General features: G+C 67.2%; 16 protein-coding genes. 6 read left to right on the top strand and 10 right to left on the bottom strand.

All coding sequences use genetic code 11. The features are described 5' to 3' along the window. Positions 1-30 precede the first annotated feature (30 nt). From IQ782_RS00080 to IQ782_RS00035, 10 genes are all read right to left on the bottom strand, one after another. Positions 31-681 carry a protein-L-isoaspartate O-methyltransferase family protein gene (locus tag IQ782_RS00080; protein WP_194132581.1) on the bottom strand — a complete coding sequence of 217 codons (651 nt, stop codon included), beginning with the start codon at positions 679-681 and terminating at the stop codon, positions 31-33. A 191-nt stretch (positions 682-872) separates the two neighbouring features. Continuing rightward, positions 873-1,190: a hypothetical protein gene (locus tag IQ782_RS00075; RefSeq protein ID WP_194132580.1), complete on the bottom strand. Its 318-nt coding sequence runs from the start codon at positions 1,188-1,190 to the stop codon at positions 873-875. Positions 1,191-1,196: 6 nt separating this feature from the next. Next, positions 1,197-1,547 (bottom strand): ElaB/YgaM/YqjD family protein, encoded by a 351-nt coding sequence (locus IQ782_RS00070; RefSeq protein WP_194132579.1) that lies wholly within the window; start codon positions 1,545-1,547, stop codon positions 1,197-1,199. 126 nt (positions 1,548-1,673) lie between these two features. Then, positions 1,674-3,464, bottom strand: a complete 1,791-nt coding sequence (gene ggt, locus IQ782_RS00065) for a gamma-glutamyltransferase (protein ID WP_194132578.1) — start codon at positions 3,462-3,464, stop codon at positions 1,674-1,676. Positions 3,465-3,558: 94 nt separating this feature from the next. Next, positions 3,559-5,853, bottom strand: coding sequence for a molybdopterin-dependent oxidoreductase (locus tag IQ782_RS00060; RefSeq protein ID WP_240989011.1), 2,295 nt, complete (start codon positions 5,851-5,853; stop codon positions 3,559-3,561). A gap of 108 nt (positions 5,854-5,961) precedes the next feature. Then, entirely contained in the window at positions 5,962-7,131 is a 1,170-nt protein-coding gene (locus IQ782_RS00055) for a flagellar motor switch protein FliM (protein WP_240989010.1), read from the bottom strand. A 108-nt stretch (positions 7,132-7,239) separates the two neighbouring features. Next, positions 7,240-9,915, bottom strand: a complete 2,676-nt coding sequence (locus IQ782_RS00050; protein WP_194133176.1) for an ATP-binding protein — start codon at positions 9,913-9,915, stop codon at positions 7,240-7,242. Position 9,916: 1 nt separating this feature from the next. Further along, positions 9,917-10,204: a hypothetical protein gene (locus IQ782_RS00045; RefSeq protein ID WP_194132577.1), complete on the bottom strand. Its 288-nt coding sequence runs from the start codon at positions 10,202-10,204 to the stop codon at positions 9,917-9,919. Beyond that, a complete protein-coding gene (locus IQ782_RS00040) occupies positions 10,201-10,584 on the bottom strand; it encodes a response regulator transcription factor (protein ID WP_194132576.1) in 384 nt (127 codons plus the stop codon). The genes IQ782_RS00045 and IQ782_RS00040 overlap by 4 nt, the downstream gene beginning before the upstream one ends. A 110-nt stretch (positions 10,585-10,694) precedes the next feature. Then, positions 10,695-12,008, bottom strand: coding sequence for a short-chain fatty acyl-CoA regulator family protein (locus IQ782_RS00035; protein ID WP_194133175.1), 1,314 nt, complete (start codon positions 12,006-12,008; stop codon positions 10,695-10,697). A 221-nt stretch (positions 12,009-12,229) separates the two neighbouring features. On the opposite strand from IQ782_RS00035, the gene IQ782_RS00030 reads away from it, so the two are divergent. From IQ782_RS00030 to IQ782_RS30135, 6 genes are all read left to right on the top strand, one after another. Beyond that, a complete protein-coding gene (locus tag IQ782_RS00030; protein ID WP_194132575.1) occupies positions 12,230-13,576 on the top strand; it encodes a substrate-binding protein in 1,347 nt (448 codons plus the stop codon). A gap of 104 nt (positions 13,577-13,680) precedes the next feature. Further along, positions 13,681-14,712 carry a branched-chain amino acid ABC transporter permease gene (locus tag IQ782_RS00025; protein WP_194132574.1) on the top strand — a complete coding sequence of 344 codons (1,032 nt, stop codon included), beginning with the start codon at positions 13,681-13,683 and terminating at the stop codon, positions 14,710-14,712. A 4-nt stretch (positions 14,713-14,716) separates the two neighbouring features. Further along, positions 14,717-15,925 (top strand): branched-chain amino acid ABC transporter permease, encoded by a 1,209-nt coding sequence (locus IQ782_RS00020; RefSeq protein ID WP_194132573.1) that lies wholly within the window; start codon positions 14,717-14,719, stop codon positions 15,923-15,925. Between the two features lie 10 nt (positions 15,926-15,935). Continuing rightward, positions 15,936-16,691 carry an ABC transporter ATP-binding protein gene (locus IQ782_RS00015; RefSeq protein WP_194132572.1) on the top strand — a complete coding sequence of 252 codons (756 nt, stop codon included), beginning with the start codon at positions 15,936-15,938 and terminating at the stop codon, positions 16,689-16,691. Between the two features lie 12 nt (positions 16,692-16,703). Continuing rightward, positions 16,704-17,459, top strand: a complete 756-nt coding sequence (locus IQ782_RS00010; protein WP_194132571.1) for an ABC transporter ATP-binding protein — start codon at positions 16,704-16,706, stop codon at positions 17,457-17,459. A 229-nt stretch (positions 17,460-17,688) separates the two neighbouring features. Then, the coding region (locus tag IQ782_RS30135) for an acetyl-coenzyme A synthetase N-terminal domain-containing protein (protein ID WP_194132570.1) at positions 17,689-17,852 on the top strand (164 nt) is incomplete at its 3' end.

Genomic DNA, 17,852 nt, shown 5'->3' with positions numbered 1-17,852 from the left:
CCCGTTGTCTGCACGCTTGCCCGTTCTGGGTCAGAGCGCGAAAGCCACCTCTTTGTGGAACCCGGCGAGCACCGGTGCGGTGGCGTTGAAAGAGAACCGCCAGGTGATGGTGCCGTCGATCTTCCAGCCGACCTTCACCGTTCCCAGCGCTCCGTCCATGAAAATGCAGGCGATCCGCCCACCATCCTTCAGCTGCCCGGCAATGGTTTCGGGCAGCACTTCGATTCCCCCTTCGATGAAGATCGCATCGTAGGGTCCGTGCTGGGGCGCGCCTTCCGCGAGCGGGCCGGTATGCTGGATCACATTGTCCGCATGTTCCATCAGCAGCGGCTGTGCCTCGTCGGCGCGGTCCGCGTCGTCCTCGACGGCAACCACGGCCTCGGCGATGCGCGCGATCACCGCCGCGCTGTAGCCAAGCCCGGAACCGATATCGAGCACGAGGTCATCGCCATCGACGTTCAGCGCGTCCAGCATCTTGGAAAAGGTCCGCGGGTCGAGCACGACGCGCCCGTCTCCGAGGTCGATATTGCGCCCTGCATAGGCGGCGTCGACGGCCTCGTCCGGCACGAAGGCCTCGCGGGGGACACGCAGCATGGCATCGATGATCGGGAACTTGGTCACGTCCGAAGGACGCACCTGCGTATCAACCATCATACGGCGGAGGGTGACGAAATTGGTCATCCGCTAAACTCTTCCGTTCAGATATACTTACAAAATCTTCTGACACACTTGACGTTCCGGGGCAATGTCCGGCTGTCTACAAAAGAAAAGACCCGCTCCAGACTGTGGCGCGGGCGCTGCGAAATCAATATAAATTTAACTGTTTCCGGGGTTTTTCCGCCCCTCGAAGATGTGATCGGCGGCCTTCGGGGTCAGTCCTTGCGCATCGCCTGCCCTGCGGCGCGGCCCGCCAGGAACGCCTCGACGAGCGAGGTTGCCGGGGCCGCCCCCATGAGCGGCGCGGCGCGAACGCGCGGGCGGACAGGCAGGTAGATGAGCAGCAGGGCAAGCACCAGGTAGATGCCCCCGACAATCAGTGCGGCGATGACCGCACCCTGTGCCTCGACCAGCGCCGTCCAGCCGGCAATCGTGAAGAAAATCGCCGCGACGACCATGCAGATCGCCCCGGCGATGGTGCGGCCGACACGCGTCAGGCCGGCTCTCAGTCTTGCCTCGAACAGGGCGAACAAGCGTACTTACCTCCGGCTGCCGACATACCCGATGAGAAAGCCGACCGCCGCCGCGAGGCCGATTGCCTGGAAGGGGTTGGCCTGGATTTGGCCGCGCGCGTTGTCCTCCAACTCGGCGACGCGCTTGCCTGCTTCGCGCAGCGCCTCTTCGCCGCGGTCACGCACTTCCTGCGCCTTGGCCTCACCCGCCGCCTTGTATTCAGCGCCGCGACGCTTGCCGATCTCGCCGACCAGCTCGGCCAGCGATGCCACATCGGCGCGCAGGGTCTTGATCTGATCGCTCAGCGCATCGCCGTCGCTCGGGAGCGTGTCGGCGACCTTCGTGGTGCCATTCGTCTTTGTTGCAGTCTGGGCCATGATGACGTCCTCCGTCTGCGTGTGCCTTTCGCGATCAACACGGGAACTCTGCGCGAAGTTCCCGCGTTCACGCAAGTTTCATTACCCGGCGGCGGCGCGGTTGTCCTTGCGCAGGATCAACCGCCGCTACTCGCCAAGCGCGATCCCCTCGCGCCGCGGATCGGCGCCGCCGGCCAGCTCTGCCCCGATGCCGATGGCATGCAGGCCGGAGTTCAGGTCGCGGATGCTGGTCTCGAAGCCCATCTCGCCAAGCGGCCCGGCGAGCGCCTCGGCCTCGGTGCCCGCCTCGATATCCATGGTCCCGAAGCGGTTGAGGAGATGCGGCAGAGCCACCGCCTGCTGCACGTCCATGCCCCAGTCGAGATGCGCAATCACCGCCTGTGCCACGTAGCCGATGATCCGGCTGCCCCCCGGAGAGCCGACAACCATGACCGGCGCTCCGTCCTTCAGCACAATGGTCGGCGCCATCGACGAGCGCGGCCGCTTTCCGGGTTCAAGCCGGTTGGCGATAGGCACACCGTTCTCGTGGGTTTCGAAGCTGAAGTCGGTCAGCTCATTGTTGAGCAGGAAGCCCCGCACGAAGAGCCGGGAGCCAAAGCCGTTCTCGATGGTGGTGGTCATCGACAGCGCGTTGCCTGCGGCATCGACGATGGAAATATGTGAGGTCGAGGGGAACTCGATGGACCGATCATCCGCCCAGAGCTGCGCATGGTCCCATTCGGGCGCACCGGGAGCCACCTCGGTCAGCGCCGTGTCGCCGCCGAGCAGTTCGGCGCGGCCCTTCAGGTATTCCGGATCGACCAGCCCCTCGGTCGGCATGGGGACAAAATCGCTGTCCGCCATGTAGCGGCCGCGGTCCGCGAAAGCGAGGCGCGATGCGTCGCCGATCAGACGCCAGGCCTCGGCGCTGTCCGGGCCGAGCGCGGCAAGATCATAGGCCCCGAGCGTTCCGAGGATCTGCCCCACGGTCAGCGCCCCGGACGACGGCGGCCCCATGCCGCAAACGTCATACGTCCGGTACTCCACGCAGACCGGCGCGCGCTCGATCACATCGTAGAGCGCCAGGTCGGCCGTACCGAGCTGCCCCGGATTGCCCTCGGCCCCGTGCACGGCTCGCACGATGTCGGCAGCGATCTCGCCGCCATAGAAGGCGGCGCTGCCCTCCCTTGCGATGGCCTTCAGTGTGTCGGCATAGGGCTGGTTCCGCACCACGTCGCCCGCCTGCATGGCAGTGCCGCCGGGATAGAAATAGGCCTCGGTCTCGGGGAAACGGCGAAGATCATCCCCCTCCGCTGCAATCAGCTCCGCGAGGCGCGGCGAGACGGTGAACCCTTCTTCCGCGAGGGTGATGGCCTCGTCGAAGAGCCCCGCCCAGTTGGCCGTGCCCCAACGCCGGTGCGCCTCTTCCAAGAGGCGCGGCGTGCCGGGCGTGCCGACCGACAGCCCGCCGACGACCGCGTCGAAGAAGCCGAGGGGCTCGCCGTCCGCGTCGAGGAAGTGGGTGGGTTTCGCCGCCAATGGCGCGGTCTCGCGTCCGTCAAGCGTGGTCAGCGCCTGCGTCTTCGCATCATACCAGACAAGGAAGGCGCCGCCGCCAAGGCCAGAGCTCTGCGGCTCGACCAGCCCCAGCACCGCCTGCACCGCGACCATCGCGTCGGCGGCGCTGCCGCCCTCGCGCAGCACCCGCGCCCCCGCCTCGACCGCAAGCGGATTGGCGGCCGCGACCATCCAGTCCTGCGCCTCGGTCGGCCTTCCCTGCGCCTTGGCGTCCAGCGCGGCCTGCGCCACCTGGGAGAGGCTGTCAAAGGCAGAGGGTCCGGTTGCGGCCTCCGGGGCCACCGCGTCGGCGGCCTGCTGCGCCATGAGCGGCGCGGCAAGCACCGCGGCGAAGAGGTTGGTCAGGAAAATGGCGCGCATCGGGTCCTCCTTGTTTGCCGCTACGTCATGCAGGGCGGTGGACGTAAGGGTAACCCGAAGCGCGGTTTTCTCAAATCGGCGATGCTGGCACCGGTCAGGCCAGCGGGCCGACCTCGACCAGCGTGGTATGTGCCGACGACCCCTGCCCCAGCGACGAGGTGCCCCTGTCGCGGGTCAGCACGTTGGGGTTGCCATGCGGGTCGATGTTCTCTGCGGCATCGCCATACCAGGCGCCGGTGGGCAGGGCGACGACGCCGATGCGAATATCCTCGGTCACCACCGCCCGCGCCCGCGCCGCGCCGCGGGCGTTGCGTACCAGCACCAAGTCGCCCGAGGCGATGCCGCGCGGGCGGGCGTCTTCGGGGTGGATCAGCAGCCGCTCGGGCCGGGCGTCGGGCTGGTCGGCCAGCGCGCTCTCGAGCTGGCTGTGCAGCTTGTCGCCGGGCTGAGGCGAAACGAGGTGCAACGGCGTCTGCGGCGTGGCCTTGCCGAGCCATTCGCTCGGCTCCAGCCAGGCCGGATGGCCCGGGCAGTCGGCATAGCCGAAGCTGTCGACCGTCTCGGAAAAGATCTCGATCCGCCCCGACGGCGTGTTCAGCGCCTTGCCTTCGGGATCGGCGCGGAAGCGGGCGAGGAAGGAGGGCAGCGGCGGCTCCTGCACGATCGGCAGCTTGACCCAGTTCTGCGCGCGCAGCTCGTCGAAGGAGGGCACCTCGATGCCCGCCGCCGCGCCGCTCGCACGGTAGCCGTCGTAGAGATGCCGCAGCCACGCGCCGCTGCTCCGCCCCTCGGTGAAGCGTGCCCCGTCTCCCATGCGCTCGGCGAGCCCGGCAAAGATGTCGTAGTCGTCGCGCGCCTCGCCCACCGGGTCGATCATCGCCGGCATGTTGAACAGATACTCGTCGAGGTCGGTGCGGCCGATGTCCTCGCGCTCAAAGCTGGTGGTGGCCGGGAAGACGATGTCGGCACGCTTGGCGGTGGCCGTCCACCACGGCTCGTTGACGATCACCGTCTCGGGGCATTTCCACGCCTCGGAGAGCCGGTTGAGATCCTGGTGGTGGTGGAACGGATTGCCGCCGGCCCAGTAGACAAGGCGGATGTCCGGGTAAGGCTCGCGCCGCCCGTTGAAGTCGTAGGGCACGCCGGGATTGGCCAGCATGTCGGCGATGCGCGCCACGGGAATGAAGGTGCCGACCGGGTTCTGCAACTGGTCGAGGGTCATGCCGCGCAGCGATTTCATCGACTTGCCGATGCCGCCGATGGCGCCGTAGCCGTAGCCGACGCCGCCGCCCGGCAGGCCGATCTGTCCCAGCATCGCCGCCAGCACCGCCGACATCCAATAGGGCTGCTCGCCATGCTCGGCGCGTTGCAGCGACCAGGCGACGGTGATCAGCGTGCGGGTGCTGGCCATGCGCCGCGCCAGCGCGCGGATCGTGTCGGGATCGACGCCGCAGATCGGGCTGGCCCATTCCGGGGTCTTGGGCATCCCGTCGGCCTCCCCCATGAGGTAGGGGCGGAACCGCTCGAAGCCGACGGTGTAACGGTCGAGGAAGGCGTGGTCGGTGAGCCCCTCCTGCTCGAGCACGAAGGCGAGCGCCAGCATCAGCGCCGTGTCGGACCCCGGGCGAACCGGCAACCACTCGCAGCCCTCGGGCGCATCGCGGCGCTGCGGGCCGATGTTGACGCAGCGCATGCCCTTGGCATGGAAACGGTCGAACCAGGTGCCCGTGTCGTGGCGGGTGATGCCGCCCATGCTGACCTGCGCGTTCTTCTTGTTGATGCCCCCGAACATCACCAGCGTCTCGGTGTTCTCGGCGATGGTCTGCCAGCTGTCCTGCTCGTTGTAGAGATAGCGCAGGAAGGTCACGCCGAAGACATGCGGCATGATCGCCTGCGCGCAGCCGGTGGAATAGCTGCCGAAGGAGGCGACATAGCCGCCGATGCTGTTCAGGAACCGGTGCACCTGGCTCTGCGCGTGGTGGAAGCGCCCGGCCGAAGACCATCCGTAAGAGCCGCCAAAGATCGCGTGGTTGCCGTGTTCCTTGCGGATGCGGTCGATCTCCTGCGCGGCGATGTCCAGCGCCTCGTCCCAGGGCAGTTCGACGAAATCATCGCTTCCCCTTCCGCTGCGGTCGCGGCTTTCGAGCCAGCCGCGGCGGATCGAGGGGCGCGCGACACGGCTGCGGTGGTGCACCGCCTGAGGCAGAATATCCGGGATCGCCGAGGGGTCGGGATCGTCGGCGAAAGGCGCCGTGCTGATGATGCGCCCGCCTTCGGTGGTCACCTCGAAAGCGCCCCAATGGCTGGTGGTGACGCGGGTTTTGCGGTCGGGGCTTGCGGGCGTGGGGTTTGCGGGCGTGGGGCTGGTGGACATGGGGCTGGTGGACATGGGGGAGGCTCCGGCAGCTGATCGGACAGCGTGTCTTTTGGCCACTGTATCACGGCATCGCGCGGGAAATGGCAAGAGAGCGCGACGCAAGCCCGATGGTGCGTCGGCTTACTCCTCGTCGTCGATCGGAGCGGCGGAAAAGTCGAAATCGAAGTCCATGGCGACGGGATCCTCGTCCTGCGCCTCTGCGCCGAAACTGGCTGCGAAATCGACATCCCCCGCGTCGGAACCGGGCAGGTCCGGCAAGTCGGGCAGGTCAGAGGCCATCTCGGCCAGGCCGAATTCCTCGGTCGCGGCCGGCCCTGCCGGCGCCTGCGGCGCACCGAATGCCCCGACCGCCGGCCCGCGCGACGGCTCGGTGCCAACATCCCCCTGCGCGGGGACATGCGGCCACGACAGGCGCACCGCGCGCATCCCATTGACCTGCCCCAGCCGACCGCCCGCCACCGGCGCGCCCGGCCCGGCGTGCAGCGTGACCCCGTCCAGCACCTCGGGTGGCAGCGGCAGAAGATCCCCCGGCCGCAGCGCCTGCGCACGTTTCAGCGGCATGCGCAGCGAGCCCAGATCGGCGCGCATCTGCGCTGGCAGCAGGACCATCTTGCGCTCATGCGTGCCGGGCTGCCCGGCAGGGGTGCTGCGCCGGGCGCCGGGGCGCTCGGGGAGGAACAGCCGCAGCTCGCCGCGCCGCCGCCCGAGCGCCAGATCAAGCATGGCGCGGAACATCATGTAGCCCGGCGCATCGAGCAGCAGCCCCGCGGCGCGCGCGTCCTCGAGCATGGCGCCGAAGCGAAACCCCTCGACCTGCGCGCGCAGCGGATGATCCTCGAGGAAGCGGGCGAAGCGTTCGAGCATGGCATCGAGCAAGGGCGCGGTCATCGCCGCGTCGGTGGCGGTGAAGGGGCGTGGTTCGGCGGGCATCTGGGTGACCTGGAGCATGGTCTGCACCTCGGTTAACCCGGTGACCAGATCGCGATCGAGCGTGACAAAGCCCACCACCCCGTCCGGCCCGTCGAGCAACAGCAGCAGCGCCTCGGATGGCAGCTGCGCGACGACGCCATCCTGATCGAGATGATCCTGTTCGACCGCGTGGGCGACCAGTGCCAGATCCCACAGCACGTCGGCGCTGCGCGACAGCGCGCGGCGCAACGCCTTGGCCGGGGACATGGCGCGGGCCTCGAACGCGCGGCGCGCGGCCTCGGCCTTGCGGCTCAACACGTCGTGGCTGCTGGCCCGGCTGTCATTGCCGTCTGTTGAAGCCTGTCCGGCGGCGTCTGGCATCGTCCCTGTCGGCCCCATCTGTCGCGGAATCCCTGCCCCGATCTATGACCGGATAGTGTTACCATCGGCTTTACCGCGGCATGCGCCGCGCCGCGCCGGGCAAGGTCGTCACTGCGCCGCGATCGCCAGATCGGCGGGCAGGCTCACCCGGAAAGAGGCCCCCCCGCGCCCCGGCACATAGGTGATGTCGCCGCCGAGCCGGGTCACGATCTGCCGGCAGATCGCCAGCCCAAGCCCGGCGCCTCCGGCCTTCTGGTCGCTGACACGGCTGAACTTCTCGAAGATCACGTCCTGGGCCTCGGACGCGACCCCCGTGCCGTTGTCTGTGAAATCGATGGCCAGCCGGGCTCCGGCGCGTACGCGGATCTCGAGCCGCGGCTGCGGCGCGTCGCAATACTTGCGGGCGTTGGCGATCAGGTTGATGAACACCTGGCTGAGGCGGTCAAGATCGGTGTGCAGCACGATCTGCTCGGCATCCCGGTCGCGGCGGATCTCCAACCGCCGCCCGGCCTCGTCTGCCGCAGCTGCCGCGACGGCGCGGTCGAGCACGTCCGACAATACCCCCCGCCGCAGGTTGAGGTTGACCTGCCCGTTTTCCAGCACCGACAGGTCCAGCAGATCGTCGAGCAGCCGGGTCAGGCGGATCGCCTCGTCGTGGATGATCGAGGCGTATTTGGTCTTCTCGGCGGCGCGCAGGCCGGTCGTGTCGCGCAGGATCTCGGAAAACGCACGGATCGAGGTCATCGGCGTGCGCAGCTCATGGCTGATCTGGCTGAGGAAGGCGTCCTTCTGCACCGAGAGGCGTGTCAGCTTGGCATTGGCCTCGCGCAGCTGCGCGGCGGTGCGCGCCAGCTCCTGCGACTGTGTTTCCAGCCGGGCGGAATATTCCATCATCTGCGCGGTCTCGTCGGCCACCGCCATCAGGTCCTCGACCGAGACCGACATGCCGCCGACGATCTGCCCGACCATCGCATGGGCGGTGGCGGCACCGACCGAGCCCGCGAGCTCCCGCTCCAGCGTCTCGAGGAAATGCGGCGTCACATCGGGCAGCGGTCCACGCCCGCCCTGCCGCTCGGCCTCGCGCTCGAACAGATCCTGCGCATCGCGCGCGCCCAGAATGCGCTGCGCCATGATCATCAGGTCCTCGCTTTGCGCAACGTTGCCGGTCCAGCTGCGCGGGCCGGTGGAATGCTCGAAGACATTGACGAATTGCGCGCCCTGCAAGCGCTCGAGCGGCTGCGGAAAGCTGAACAGGGACACGAAGATGAAGGCCCCGGTGTTGAGGCTCATCGACCAGAAGAAGGCATGCAGCAGCGGATCCATGTCGACAAGGCCGAACATCGCCTGCGGGCGCAGGAACTCAAGCCCGAACGGGCCTGACGAGAACCACGCCTCGGGCATCAGCACGCCCGCGCCGAAGGACGGCAGGAACAGCGTGTAATTCCAGGCGAGAAAGCCGAGGATCAGCCCCGAGACCGCCCCCGCCTTGGATGCGCCGCGCCAGAAGATACCGCCGAGCATCGCGGGCAGCACCTGTGCCACGCCGGCGAAGGACACGAAACCGATGGTCGCCAGCGCCTCGCCGCCGCCCGACAGGCGGTAGTAGAGATAGCCCAGCATCACCACGCCGATGATCGACAGGCGGCGGGCCAGCAGCACCACGCCGCGCACATCGCCCGAAACGGTCGCGCCGGGCTCGGCGAAGCGGAGCCAGAGCGGCATGACGACGTGGTTCGACACCATGGTCGAGAGCGCGATGGCGGCAACGATGACCATGGAGGTCGCCGAGCTGAAGCCGCCGAGGAAGGACAGCACCGCCAGCCCGCCCTGCCCCTGCGAAAGCGGCAGCGTGAGCACGAAAAGATCGGGGTTCGACCCCTCGGGCAGCAGGTCGAGGCCGATGACCGCGATGGGCACCACGAAAAGGCTCATCAGCCCGAGATAGAGCGGGAAGGCCCAGCTGGCGGTGCGCAGGTGGGTCTCGTTGTCGTTCTCGACCACCAGCACCTGGAAGATGCGCGGCAGGCAGAGAAAGGCGGCGGCCGAGAGCAGCACCACCCCGGCCCAGCGGCCGCCGTCGATGCGCCAGTGCCCGAGTTCCGAGGCGTCGATCCGTGCCAGCGTCTCGGTCAGCCCTCCGCCCAGCCCCCAGACCACGAAGACCCCCACCGCCAGCAGCGCGAAGAGCTTCACCACCGCCTCGACCGCGATCGCCATGACCACGCCGTTGTGGCGTTCGTTGGCATCAAGGTTACGGGTGCCGAAGATCACCGTGAAAAGCGCCAGCCCCGCCGCGACCCAGAGCGCGGTGTGCCCCTTTTCCGCGGCGGGCAGGATTTCCCCGGCCGAGAAGGCCTCGAAGCTCAGCGTCACCGACTGCAGTTGCAGCGCGATGTAGGGGGTGGTGCCGATCACCGCGAGGATGGTCACCCCCACCGCAAGCAAGTTGGATTTGCCGTAGCGCGACGAGACGAGGTCGGCGACCGAGGTGATGCGCTGCGAGCGGCCGATGCGCACCAGTTTGCGCAGGATCCACCACCAGCCGATCAGCACCAGCGAGGGGCCGAGGTAGATCGCCATGTACTCGAAGCCCGAGCGCACCGCCGAGCCGACCGCGCCGTAGAAGGTCCAGGCGGTGCAGTAGATCGACAGCGACAACGTGTAGACCGCCGGCGAGCGCAGCCAGCGCGCCTGGCCATGGGCGGCGATGCGCTCGGCGGCAAAGGCGATGGCGAAGAGGAAGAGCGCATAGGCGATGCAGACGGCGACCAGCGTGTTGAGCATCTCACGTGCCCCCGTCATCCGGTCGCTCGCCGGGCACCGGGCGCCCGAGCGCCCAGGCAATGAGCCCGGCCAGCAGCACCAGCAGCAGCCACACCCCGAACAGGTAGACGATCACCGCCGAGCTGCGCACGCCGGTCGCCGGGTCCTCCTGCCAGAGCAGCGGAACCAGCCAGAGCAGCGCGCCGAGGAAAGGCAGCACCCGCGCCCCGTCCATCACCCGGCGTCGCCGGTAGGACTGGCGTTCAAGAAAGACCGGCGGCGTGCCGCGGCGGGGCGAGCCCTCGCTCATGCGTTCCCGGGGGGGCCGTTCAGCAGGCTCCGCACCGTATCCAGCATCTCGCTGTTCGCGAAGGGTTTCGACATGAAGGCGCTGACCCCCTCGCGTTCGGCCATCTCGCGGTCGCGGCTCTGGCCGCGGGCGGTCAGCATCAGCACCGGCAGCGCGGCCGTGGCCGGATCGGCGCGCAGCTCGCGCAGGATGTCATAGCCGCTCTTGCCAGGCAGCATGACGTCCAGGATCAGAAGGTCGGGATGGGCGCCGCGCAGCTTCTCGTTGGCCGTGGTGCCGTCGGAGTGGGTCTCCACGGCCAGCCCTTCGCGCGACAAGATGAAGCTGATCGCCTCGATGATATTCGGCTCATCCTCGATCAGCAGCACGTGTTTGGACATGCACCCCTCTCCCCAAGGCCCGGACCTCTCCCCTGTCCGGTGCCGAGGCTAACTCCCCGTGATTTCCCGTTATCGCCAATGTTTCTCGCCCTGTCAAAATAAGACCTTGTTCAGGGGCCGCGCTCCGCGACGTCACCCAGGAGCGACGGCTCGCGCCGCGCCGGGCATCCGGATCGGGCGCAGATGCGACAGGTGACACCGACCTGCTCGGTTTCCTCGCCGCCGCGCGCCGACCCCTCGGGGGTGAACATCATATGGGCCTCGAAGATCGGGTCGCGGTTCGCCTGCGGCAGGCTGGCGGGCTGCGCCACCGCGAAGGCGCGCACCGCGCCGCCCTGGCGCCCGGCGAATTGCACCCGGCGCGAGAGCACGGTCATCGGACGGCTGAGCGCCGGGAACAGCGGCCAGAGCGGGCAGTCGGCACCGAAGCGCGGGACCGGGAACTCGGGCAGCGGCTTGCGAAAGGTCAGAGCCCCAGAGGCGTCGCAGACCGCCAGCCCCACCGGGCCGCAGGGCGCGCCCGCCGGCAGCGCGGCGAGGCGGCGCATGGCGCGGGCCGGATCGCAGCCGAGCCGGCGCACCAGTGCCAGCGGGTCCGCGCCCTCGGCCGCAACGGCCTCGAGCACCGCGGCGAGCGGCAGCGCCGCGGCGTCCTCGGCATAGGTGCGCAGCGCGCGGAGCAGCAGCGCGCGGGCATTGTCCGAAAGGTCCGCTTCGAGCTCCGCCGCCAGCGCCTCGGGGGCCTGCCCCGCCTCCAGCGCGGGGAAATGGTACCCCTCGCCCTCGAAGATCGCGGTCACCTCCTCCTGCGGGGTGCCGCTTTCGCTCGCCGCCTTGCCCTCAGCTTCAAGATAGCTGACGAGGCTGCGGCTGCTCTCGGCGAGCCGGGCGCTGTCTTCGTGGATGTTGCGGTGGAACCGGCGCTGCCAGTCCGGGTCGATCTCCTCGGGTTCGTTGAGGATCGAGGCCGCCGAGCGGATCGCGGTGACGGTCGAGAGCATCTCGTGCAGCGCCTCGGCAAGTTGCGGGTCATGCGCAAGGCGGTCACTCAGGGTCTCGACGCTGCGCTCGAGGGTTTCGATCCGCCCCCGCGCCTCGGCCAATAGCCTGGCCCAACCGGGAAATCGTCCTGCGAATTCGTCAACCCGGTCCAATTCCGCCGTGCTGCCCCGCGTTGTGCTCGCCGCCTCGCGCAGAGAGGCAATCAGCGCCGCCTCGGCGCCCTCGGTAAGCATGGACGGTTCGACCTTGAGAATTTCCGCCAGATCGAGCAGCAATTTGCCACCGATTCTGCGCCGATTATGCTCGATCAGGTTGAGATAAGACGCGGATATTCCCGCCTCCCGTGCAAGGTCGGCTTGCTTGAGGCCAAGTATCGTCCGTCTTTCGCGTATTCGGCTTCCGGTGAGCGTGTCGCGGGGCATCTGGTTTTCAAACCCTTTCAAGGCCTTTCTGCGGCGCGAGATAAATTAATTTACACCTTAGCCTAATACTTTGTGCATTTGTTGACAAAAAAATTGTTAACCTAAAAGCAGTTGTTGCGTGATTTTCTTTCGTGGTCCGATACTCATTTTGCACGGAAACGTGTTTTGCGCCCTCGGGAAGAGGAGCCTGGCGGCGCAGATTTCGAAACGGGAGGAAATCAATGTCCAAATCGACTCTGACACGCCGCGGCGTGCTGAGAACGGGTGCGGTCGCGGGAGCCGGGGTCGCCCTGCCGACGATCTTCACCAGTTCGGCGGCGTCCGCCTTCACCAACGAGCCCACCGGCGGCAGCGTGACCCTCGGCTTCAACGTGCCGCAGACCGGCCCCTATGCCGACGAGGGCGCCGACGAGCTGCGCGCCTTCGAGCTGGCGGTCGAGCACCTGAACGGTGGCGGCGACGGTGGCATGATGAACACCTTCAGCTCGAAAACGCTGGATGGCACCGGCATCCTCGGCAAGAAGGTCGAGTATGTAACCGGCGACACCCAGACCAAGTCCGATGCCGCCCGCGCCAGCGCCAAGTCGATGATCGAGAAGGACGGCGCGGTGATGATCTCCGGCGGCTCGTCCTCGGGCGTGGCCGTGGCCGTGCAGGGGCTCTGCCAGGAGGCGGGCGTGATCTTCATGGCCGGGCTCACCCACTCCAACGACACCACCGGCAAGGACAAGAAGGCCAACGGTTTCCGTCACTTCTTCAACGCCTACATGTCCGCGGCGGCGCTCGCGCCGGTGCTCGAGAAGATGTACGGCAAGGACCGCAAGGCCTATCACCTGACCGCCGATTACACCTGGGGCTGGACCCAGCAGGAGTCGATCCAGGCCGCCACCGAGGCAATGGGCTGGGAAACCGTCAACAACGTGCTGACGCCGCTCGCCCAGACCGATTTCTCGTCCTACATCGCGCCGGTGCTGAACTCCGGCGCCGACGTTCTGGTGCTCAACCACTACGGCGGGAACATGGTGAACTCGCTGACCAACGCCGTGCAGTTCGGCCTGCGCGACAAGCAGGTGAACGGCAAGAACTTCGAGATCGTCGTGCCGCTCTACTCGCGCCTGATGGCGCGCGGTGCCGGCGAGAACGTCAAGGGCATCTTCGGCTCGACCAACTGGCACTGGTCGCTGCAGGACGAGGGCTCCAAGGCCTTCGTGCAGAGCTTCGGCACCAAGTACGGCTTCCCGCCGAGCCAGGCCGCGCACACCTGCTACGTGCAGACCCTGCTCTATGCAGACGCCGTGCAGCGTGCGGGTTCGTTCAACCCCTGCGAGGTGGGCGCCGCGCTCGAGGGCTTCGAGTTCGACGGGCTGGGCAACGGCCCGACACTCTACCGCGCCGACGATCACCAGTGCTTCAAGGACGTGTTGGTGGTGCGCGGCAAGGAGAACCCGGAATCCGAGTTCGACCTGCTGGAAGTGGTCGAGGTCACCCCGCGTGCGCAGGTGGAATATGCCCCGGATCACCCGATGTTCTCGGGCGGCAACCTCGGGTCCTGCAACCCGGGCGCCTGAGCCCTTCACCGGAGCCGGCCAGGTCGCGTTTGCCTGGCCGCATCCCCGCGTTCCCGGCCCTGTGCCGGGAACGTCCGCACTTCCTTTGACCTGAAGGCCGGGACATGGACGCAATCATTCTTCAAATCCTGAACGGGCTCGACAAGGGCTCGGCCTATGCGCTGATCGCGCTGGGGCTCACCCTCATCTTCGGCACGCTCGGGGTGGTCAACTTCGCCCATGGCGCGCTGTTCATGATCGGCGCCTTCTGCGCCGTCACGCTCAACCGCATCCTGACCCTGTCGCACCAGGTGGTCGACGAGAGCCGCAAGGACTTCCTCGGCAACCCGCTGAAGGTCGACGTGCCCTACGTGAACGACTGGTTCGGAGAGGCCGCGGGCGCCACGATCATCGACTGGTCGGTGCCTCTGGCGATCCTCTTCTCGATCCCGGTGATGATCGCCATCGGCGTGATCATGGAGCGCGGGCTGATCAAGCATTTCTACCGCCGCCCGCACGCCGACCAGATCCTCGTGACCTTCGGCCTCGCCATCGTGCTGCAGGAGATCATCAAGTATTTCTACGGCGCCAACCCGATCCCGACGCCCGCGCCCGACGTGTTCCGCGGGTCGTTCGATTTCGGCGTGCTGCTCGGCTTCGATCCCAACGTGATCATCTACCCCTACTGGCGCCTCGTCTACTTCGCCTTCGCCGCACTGATCGTCGGTGCCGTCTTCGCCTTCCTGCAGTTCACCACCTTCGGCATGGTGGTGCGCGCCGGCATGGCCGACCGCGAGACCGTGGGCCTTCTGGGCATCAATATCGACCGCCGCTTCACCATCATGTTCGGCCTCGCCGCCGCCGTGGCAGGTTTGGCGGGCGTGATGTACGCACCGATCAACTCGCCGAACTACCACATGGGAATGGACTTCCTCGTGCTGAGCTTCGTGGTGGTGGTCGTCGGCGGCATGGGCTCGCTGCCCGGCGCGGTTCTGGCGGGCTTCGTTCTGGGCGTGCTCGAGAGCTTCGCGTCGATGAACGAGATCAAGTCGATCCTTCCCGGCATCGACCAGATCATCATCTACCTCGTCGCCATCATCATTCTGCTGACCCGTCCGAGGGGCCTCATGGGCCGCAAGGGCGTGATGGAGGACTAAGACCATGTTCGGACTTGGCAAGAAAGATACCACCGTCTTCGTGGTCGTGATCATCTTGGCGCTCTGCGCGCCGTTCATCCTCAACCCCTTCCCCGGCAACAGCTCGCTGGCGCAGTTCAACGCGGGCTATCCCGACCTGATGCAGCGCTTCGTGATCTTCGGCATCTTCGCCATCGGCTTCAACCTGCTGTTCGGCCTGACCGGCTACCTGAGCTTCGGCCACGCGGCCTTTCTCGGGGCCGGCAGCTACGCCGCGGTGTGGATGTTCAAGCTGCTGAGCATGAACGTCATCCCGGCGATCCTGCTGTCGATGATCGTGGCCGGGCTCTTTGCCGTGGTGATCGGCTACGTCAGCCTGCGCCGCTCGGGCATCTACTTCTCGATCCTGACGCTGGCCTTCGCGCAGATGAGCTACAACCTCGCCTATTCGGTGCTCACCCCGATCACCAATGGCGAGACCGGGCTGCAGATCACCCTCGACGATCCGCGCATCCTCGGCGCCTCGGCCACCGCCGACGGCGGCATCCCGGTGACCAATCTCTTCGGACTGGAGATGCGCCATTTCACCACCGTCGACATCGCCGGCTGGAGCTTCAACTTCTCGGTTGGCTACTACCTCTGCGCGGTGATCATGATCCTCGCCTTCTACGTGGCCGTCCGCATCTTCCGCTCGCCCTTCGGCATGATGCTCCGGGCGATCAAGTCGAACCAGCAGCGGCTCTATTACACCGGCCTCAACGCCCGCCCCTACACGCTCGCCGTCTTCGTGATCTCGGGCATGTACGCCGGGCTCGCCGGCGGGCTGCTCGCGTCGATGGATCCGCTCGCAGGTCCCGAGCGGATGCAATGGACCGCAAGCGGCGAGGTGGTGCTGATGACCATCCTCGGCGGCGCCGGCACGCTGATCGGTCCGGTGCTGGGCGCGGGCTTCATCAAGTACTTCGAGAACATCTTCTCGAAGATCAACGATGGCGTGCTGCACGGATGGTTCTCCTTCCTGCCCGACGGGCTGGAAAATGTCGTCATCACGCTCCTGCACCCGTTCGTCGGCAAGGGCTGGCACCTGACGCTCGGCCTGATGTTCATGCTGGTGGTGATCTTCCTGCCCGGCGGGCTGGTGGAAGGCGGCCAGCGCATCGCCAAGGCCCTGAGGCGCGGCAGGACCGAAGACAACGGCGCGGCCCGCAAGGCCAGCCATGAACCCGCAGAATAAGGAGGCGCAGATGGGCATTCTTGAAGTGAAAGACGTCAACAAGCGCTTCGGCGGACTCAAGGCGCTGTCGGATGTGAACCTCAGCGTTGCGGAGAACACCGTGCACGCGATCATCGGCCCCAATGGCGCGGGCAAGTCGACCCTGCTCAACTGCCTCGTCGGCAAGCTGATCCCCGACACCGGGTCGGTGATGTTCGACGGCCAGTCGGTGCTCGGCCGCAAGCCCTACGAGATCACCCAGATGGGCATCAGCCGGGTATTCCAGACCCCCGAGATCTTCGGCGACCTGACGGTGATGGAGAACATGATGATCCCGCTCTTCGCCCGGCGCGACGGGGCCTATCGGCTGCGCGCCTTCCGCTCGGTCGACAGCGAGGCCGAGTTGCGCAGCCGCGCCGAGGCCATGCTCGAGGACGTGAAGATGCTCGACAAGCGCAACATGCACTCGGCCTCGATGTCGCGCGGAGACAAGCGGCGGCTCGAGATGGCCATGTGCCTGGTGCAGGAGCCACGGCTGCTGCTGCTCGACGAGCCCACCGCCGGCATGGCCCGCGCCGACACCAACAACACCATCGACCTGCTCAAGGAGATCAAGGAGAAGCGCGACATCACCATGGCGATCATCGAGCACGACATGCACGTGGTCTTCAGCCTCGCCGACCGGATCACCGTGCTCGCCCAGGGCACGCCGCTGGTCGAGGACAGCCCCGAGAACATCAAGGGCCACCCGAAGGTGCGCGAAGCCTATCTCGGCGAAGCGGCGTAAGGAGAGAACCAGATGAACGTCAGACCGGATTTTTCCAAGAACGCCAACATGGCCGAGACCGCCCCGGCGTTCCTGTCGGTGTGGGACATGCACGCCTACTACGGCGAGAGTTACATCGTGCAGGGCATCAACTTCAACGTGCACGAGGGCGAGATCGTTGCCCTGCTTGGCCGCAACGGAGCGGGCAAGACGACGACGCTGCGCTCCATCGCCCGGCTGACCGCGCCGCAGGTGCAGCGCGGCGAGATCTGGCTCGACCACAAGCCGCTGCACAGCATGAGCTCGCACCAGGCGGCGATGGCGGGGCTTGGGCTCGTGCCCGAGGACCGGCGGATCATCCCCGGCCTCACGGTGGAAGAAAACCTGCAACTGGCGCAGATCGCCCCGCCCATCGGCTGGTCGATCGAACGGCTCTACGACCTCTTCCCGCGCCTCGGCGAGCGGCGCAGGCAGGAGGGGGTGACGCTCTCGGGCGGCGAGCAGCAGATGCTGGCCATCGCCCGCGCGCTGGCGCGCGACATCAAGGTGCTGCTGCTCGACGAACCCTACGAGGGGCTCGCACCGGTGATCGTCGACGAGATCGAGAAGACCCTGCGCCACATCAAGGAACAGGGGATGACCACCATCCTCGTCGAGCAGAACGCCGTGCGCGCGCTGCAGCTGGCGGATCGGGCGATCATCCTCGACACCGGCTCGATCGTCTTCGACGGCACCGCCGCCGAGGTGCTGGGGAACGAGGAGCTGCGCGCGGAATATCTCGCGATCTGACACGCTTTCGAATTCCCCCTTAGAACTCCCGGTGGGTCGGGGACCCCCGCCGGGACGCGCGCGGGCCGCATTGGGGAGCGGTCCGCGCGCCACTAGGCACCCGCCCCCGGTTCCGCGCATTGCGCTCTCCTCCCGCCCCCGCGCGCGTCCGTGACCGGTTTTCCGGCGATGTGCTCTTGCATTCGCCGCGTGTGGACGCATCCTGCACGCCAACACAGGAGGAGACATCATGACGCAACCCGTCCTTCACGCCCCGAGCGCGGATTTCACCGCTACTGCCCATGTTGATGCGGCGCGCTACGACGAGATGTATGCGCGCTCGATCGCCGATCCCGACGGCTTCTGGGGCGAGCAGGCGCAGCGGCTCGACTGGATGGCGCGGCCGACGAAGAT

It is taken from the genome of Salipiger mangrovisoli, from assembly GCF_015223355.1.
Taxonomy (GTDB): domain Bacteria; phylum Pseudomonadota; class Alphaproteobacteria; order Rhodobacterales; family Rhodobacteraceae; genus Salipiger; species Salipiger mangrovisoli.
Note: the sequence above shows the minus strand (reverse complement) of the source record. Positions and strands in the feature narration are given on the sequence as shown.

What these genes read in the sequence shown, in the direction of transcription:
- IQ782_RS00025 (WP_194132574.1), top strand. Translation starts at nt 13,681, where the DNA reads ATGGACGCAATCATTCTTCAAATCCTGAACGGGCTCGACAAGGGCTCG.
- IQ782_RS00035 (WP_194133175.1), bottom strand. Translation starts at nt 12,008, where the DNA reads ATGCCCCGCGACACGCTCACCGGAAGCCGAATACGCGAAAGACGGACG.
- IQ782_RS00040 (WP_194132576.1), bottom strand. Translation starts at nt 10,584, where the DNA reads ATGTCCAAACACGTGCTGCTGATCGAGGATGAGCCGAATATCATCGAG.
- IQ782_RS00030 (WP_194132575.1), top strand. Translation starts at nt 12,230, where the DNA reads ATGTCCAAATCGACTCTGACACGCCGCGGCGTGCTGAGAACGGGTGCG.
- IQ782_RS00010 (WP_194132571.1), top strand. Translation starts at nt 16,704, where the DNA reads ATGAACGTCAGACCGGATTTTTCCAAGAACGCCAACATGGCCGAGACC.
- IQ782_RS00080 (WP_194132581.1), bottom strand. Translation starts at nt 681, where the DNA reads ATGACCAATTTCGTCACCCTCCGCCGTATGATGGTTGATACGCAGGTG.
- IQ782_RS00015 (WP_194132572.1), top strand. Translation starts at nt 15,936, where the DNA reads ATGGGCATTCTTGAAGTGAAAGACGTCAACAAGCGCTTCGGCGGACTC.
- IQ782_RS00070 (WP_194132579.1), bottom strand. Translation starts at nt 1,547, where the DNA reads ATGGCCCAGACTGCAACAAAGACGAATGGCACCACGAAGGTCGCCGAC.
- ggt (WP_194132578.1), bottom strand. Translation starts at nt 3,464, where the DNA reads ATGCGCGCCATTTTCCTGACCAACCTCTTCGCCGCGGTGCTTGCCGCG.
- IQ782_RS00020 (WP_194132573.1), top strand. Translation starts at nt 14,717, where the DNA reads ATGTTCGGACTTGGCAAGAAAGATACCACCGTCTTCGTGGTCGTGATC.
- IQ782_RS00045 (WP_194132577.1), bottom strand. Translation starts at nt 10,204, where the DNA reads ATGAGCGAGGGCTCGCCCCGCCGCGGCACGCCGCCGGTCTTTCTTGAA.
- IQ782_RS00050 (WP_194133176.1), bottom strand. Translation starts at nt 9,915, where the DNA reads ATGCTCAACACGCTGGTCGCCGTCTGCATCGCCTATGCGCTCTTCCTC.
- IQ782_RS00055 (WP_240989010.1), bottom strand. Translation starts at nt 7,131, where the DNA reads ATGCCAGACGCCGCCGGACAGGCTTCAACAGACGGCAATGACAGCCGG.
- IQ782_RS00060 (WP_240989011.1), bottom strand. Translation starts at nt 5,853, where the DNA reads ATGTCCACCAGCCCCATGTCCACCAGCCCCACGCCCGCAAACCCCACG.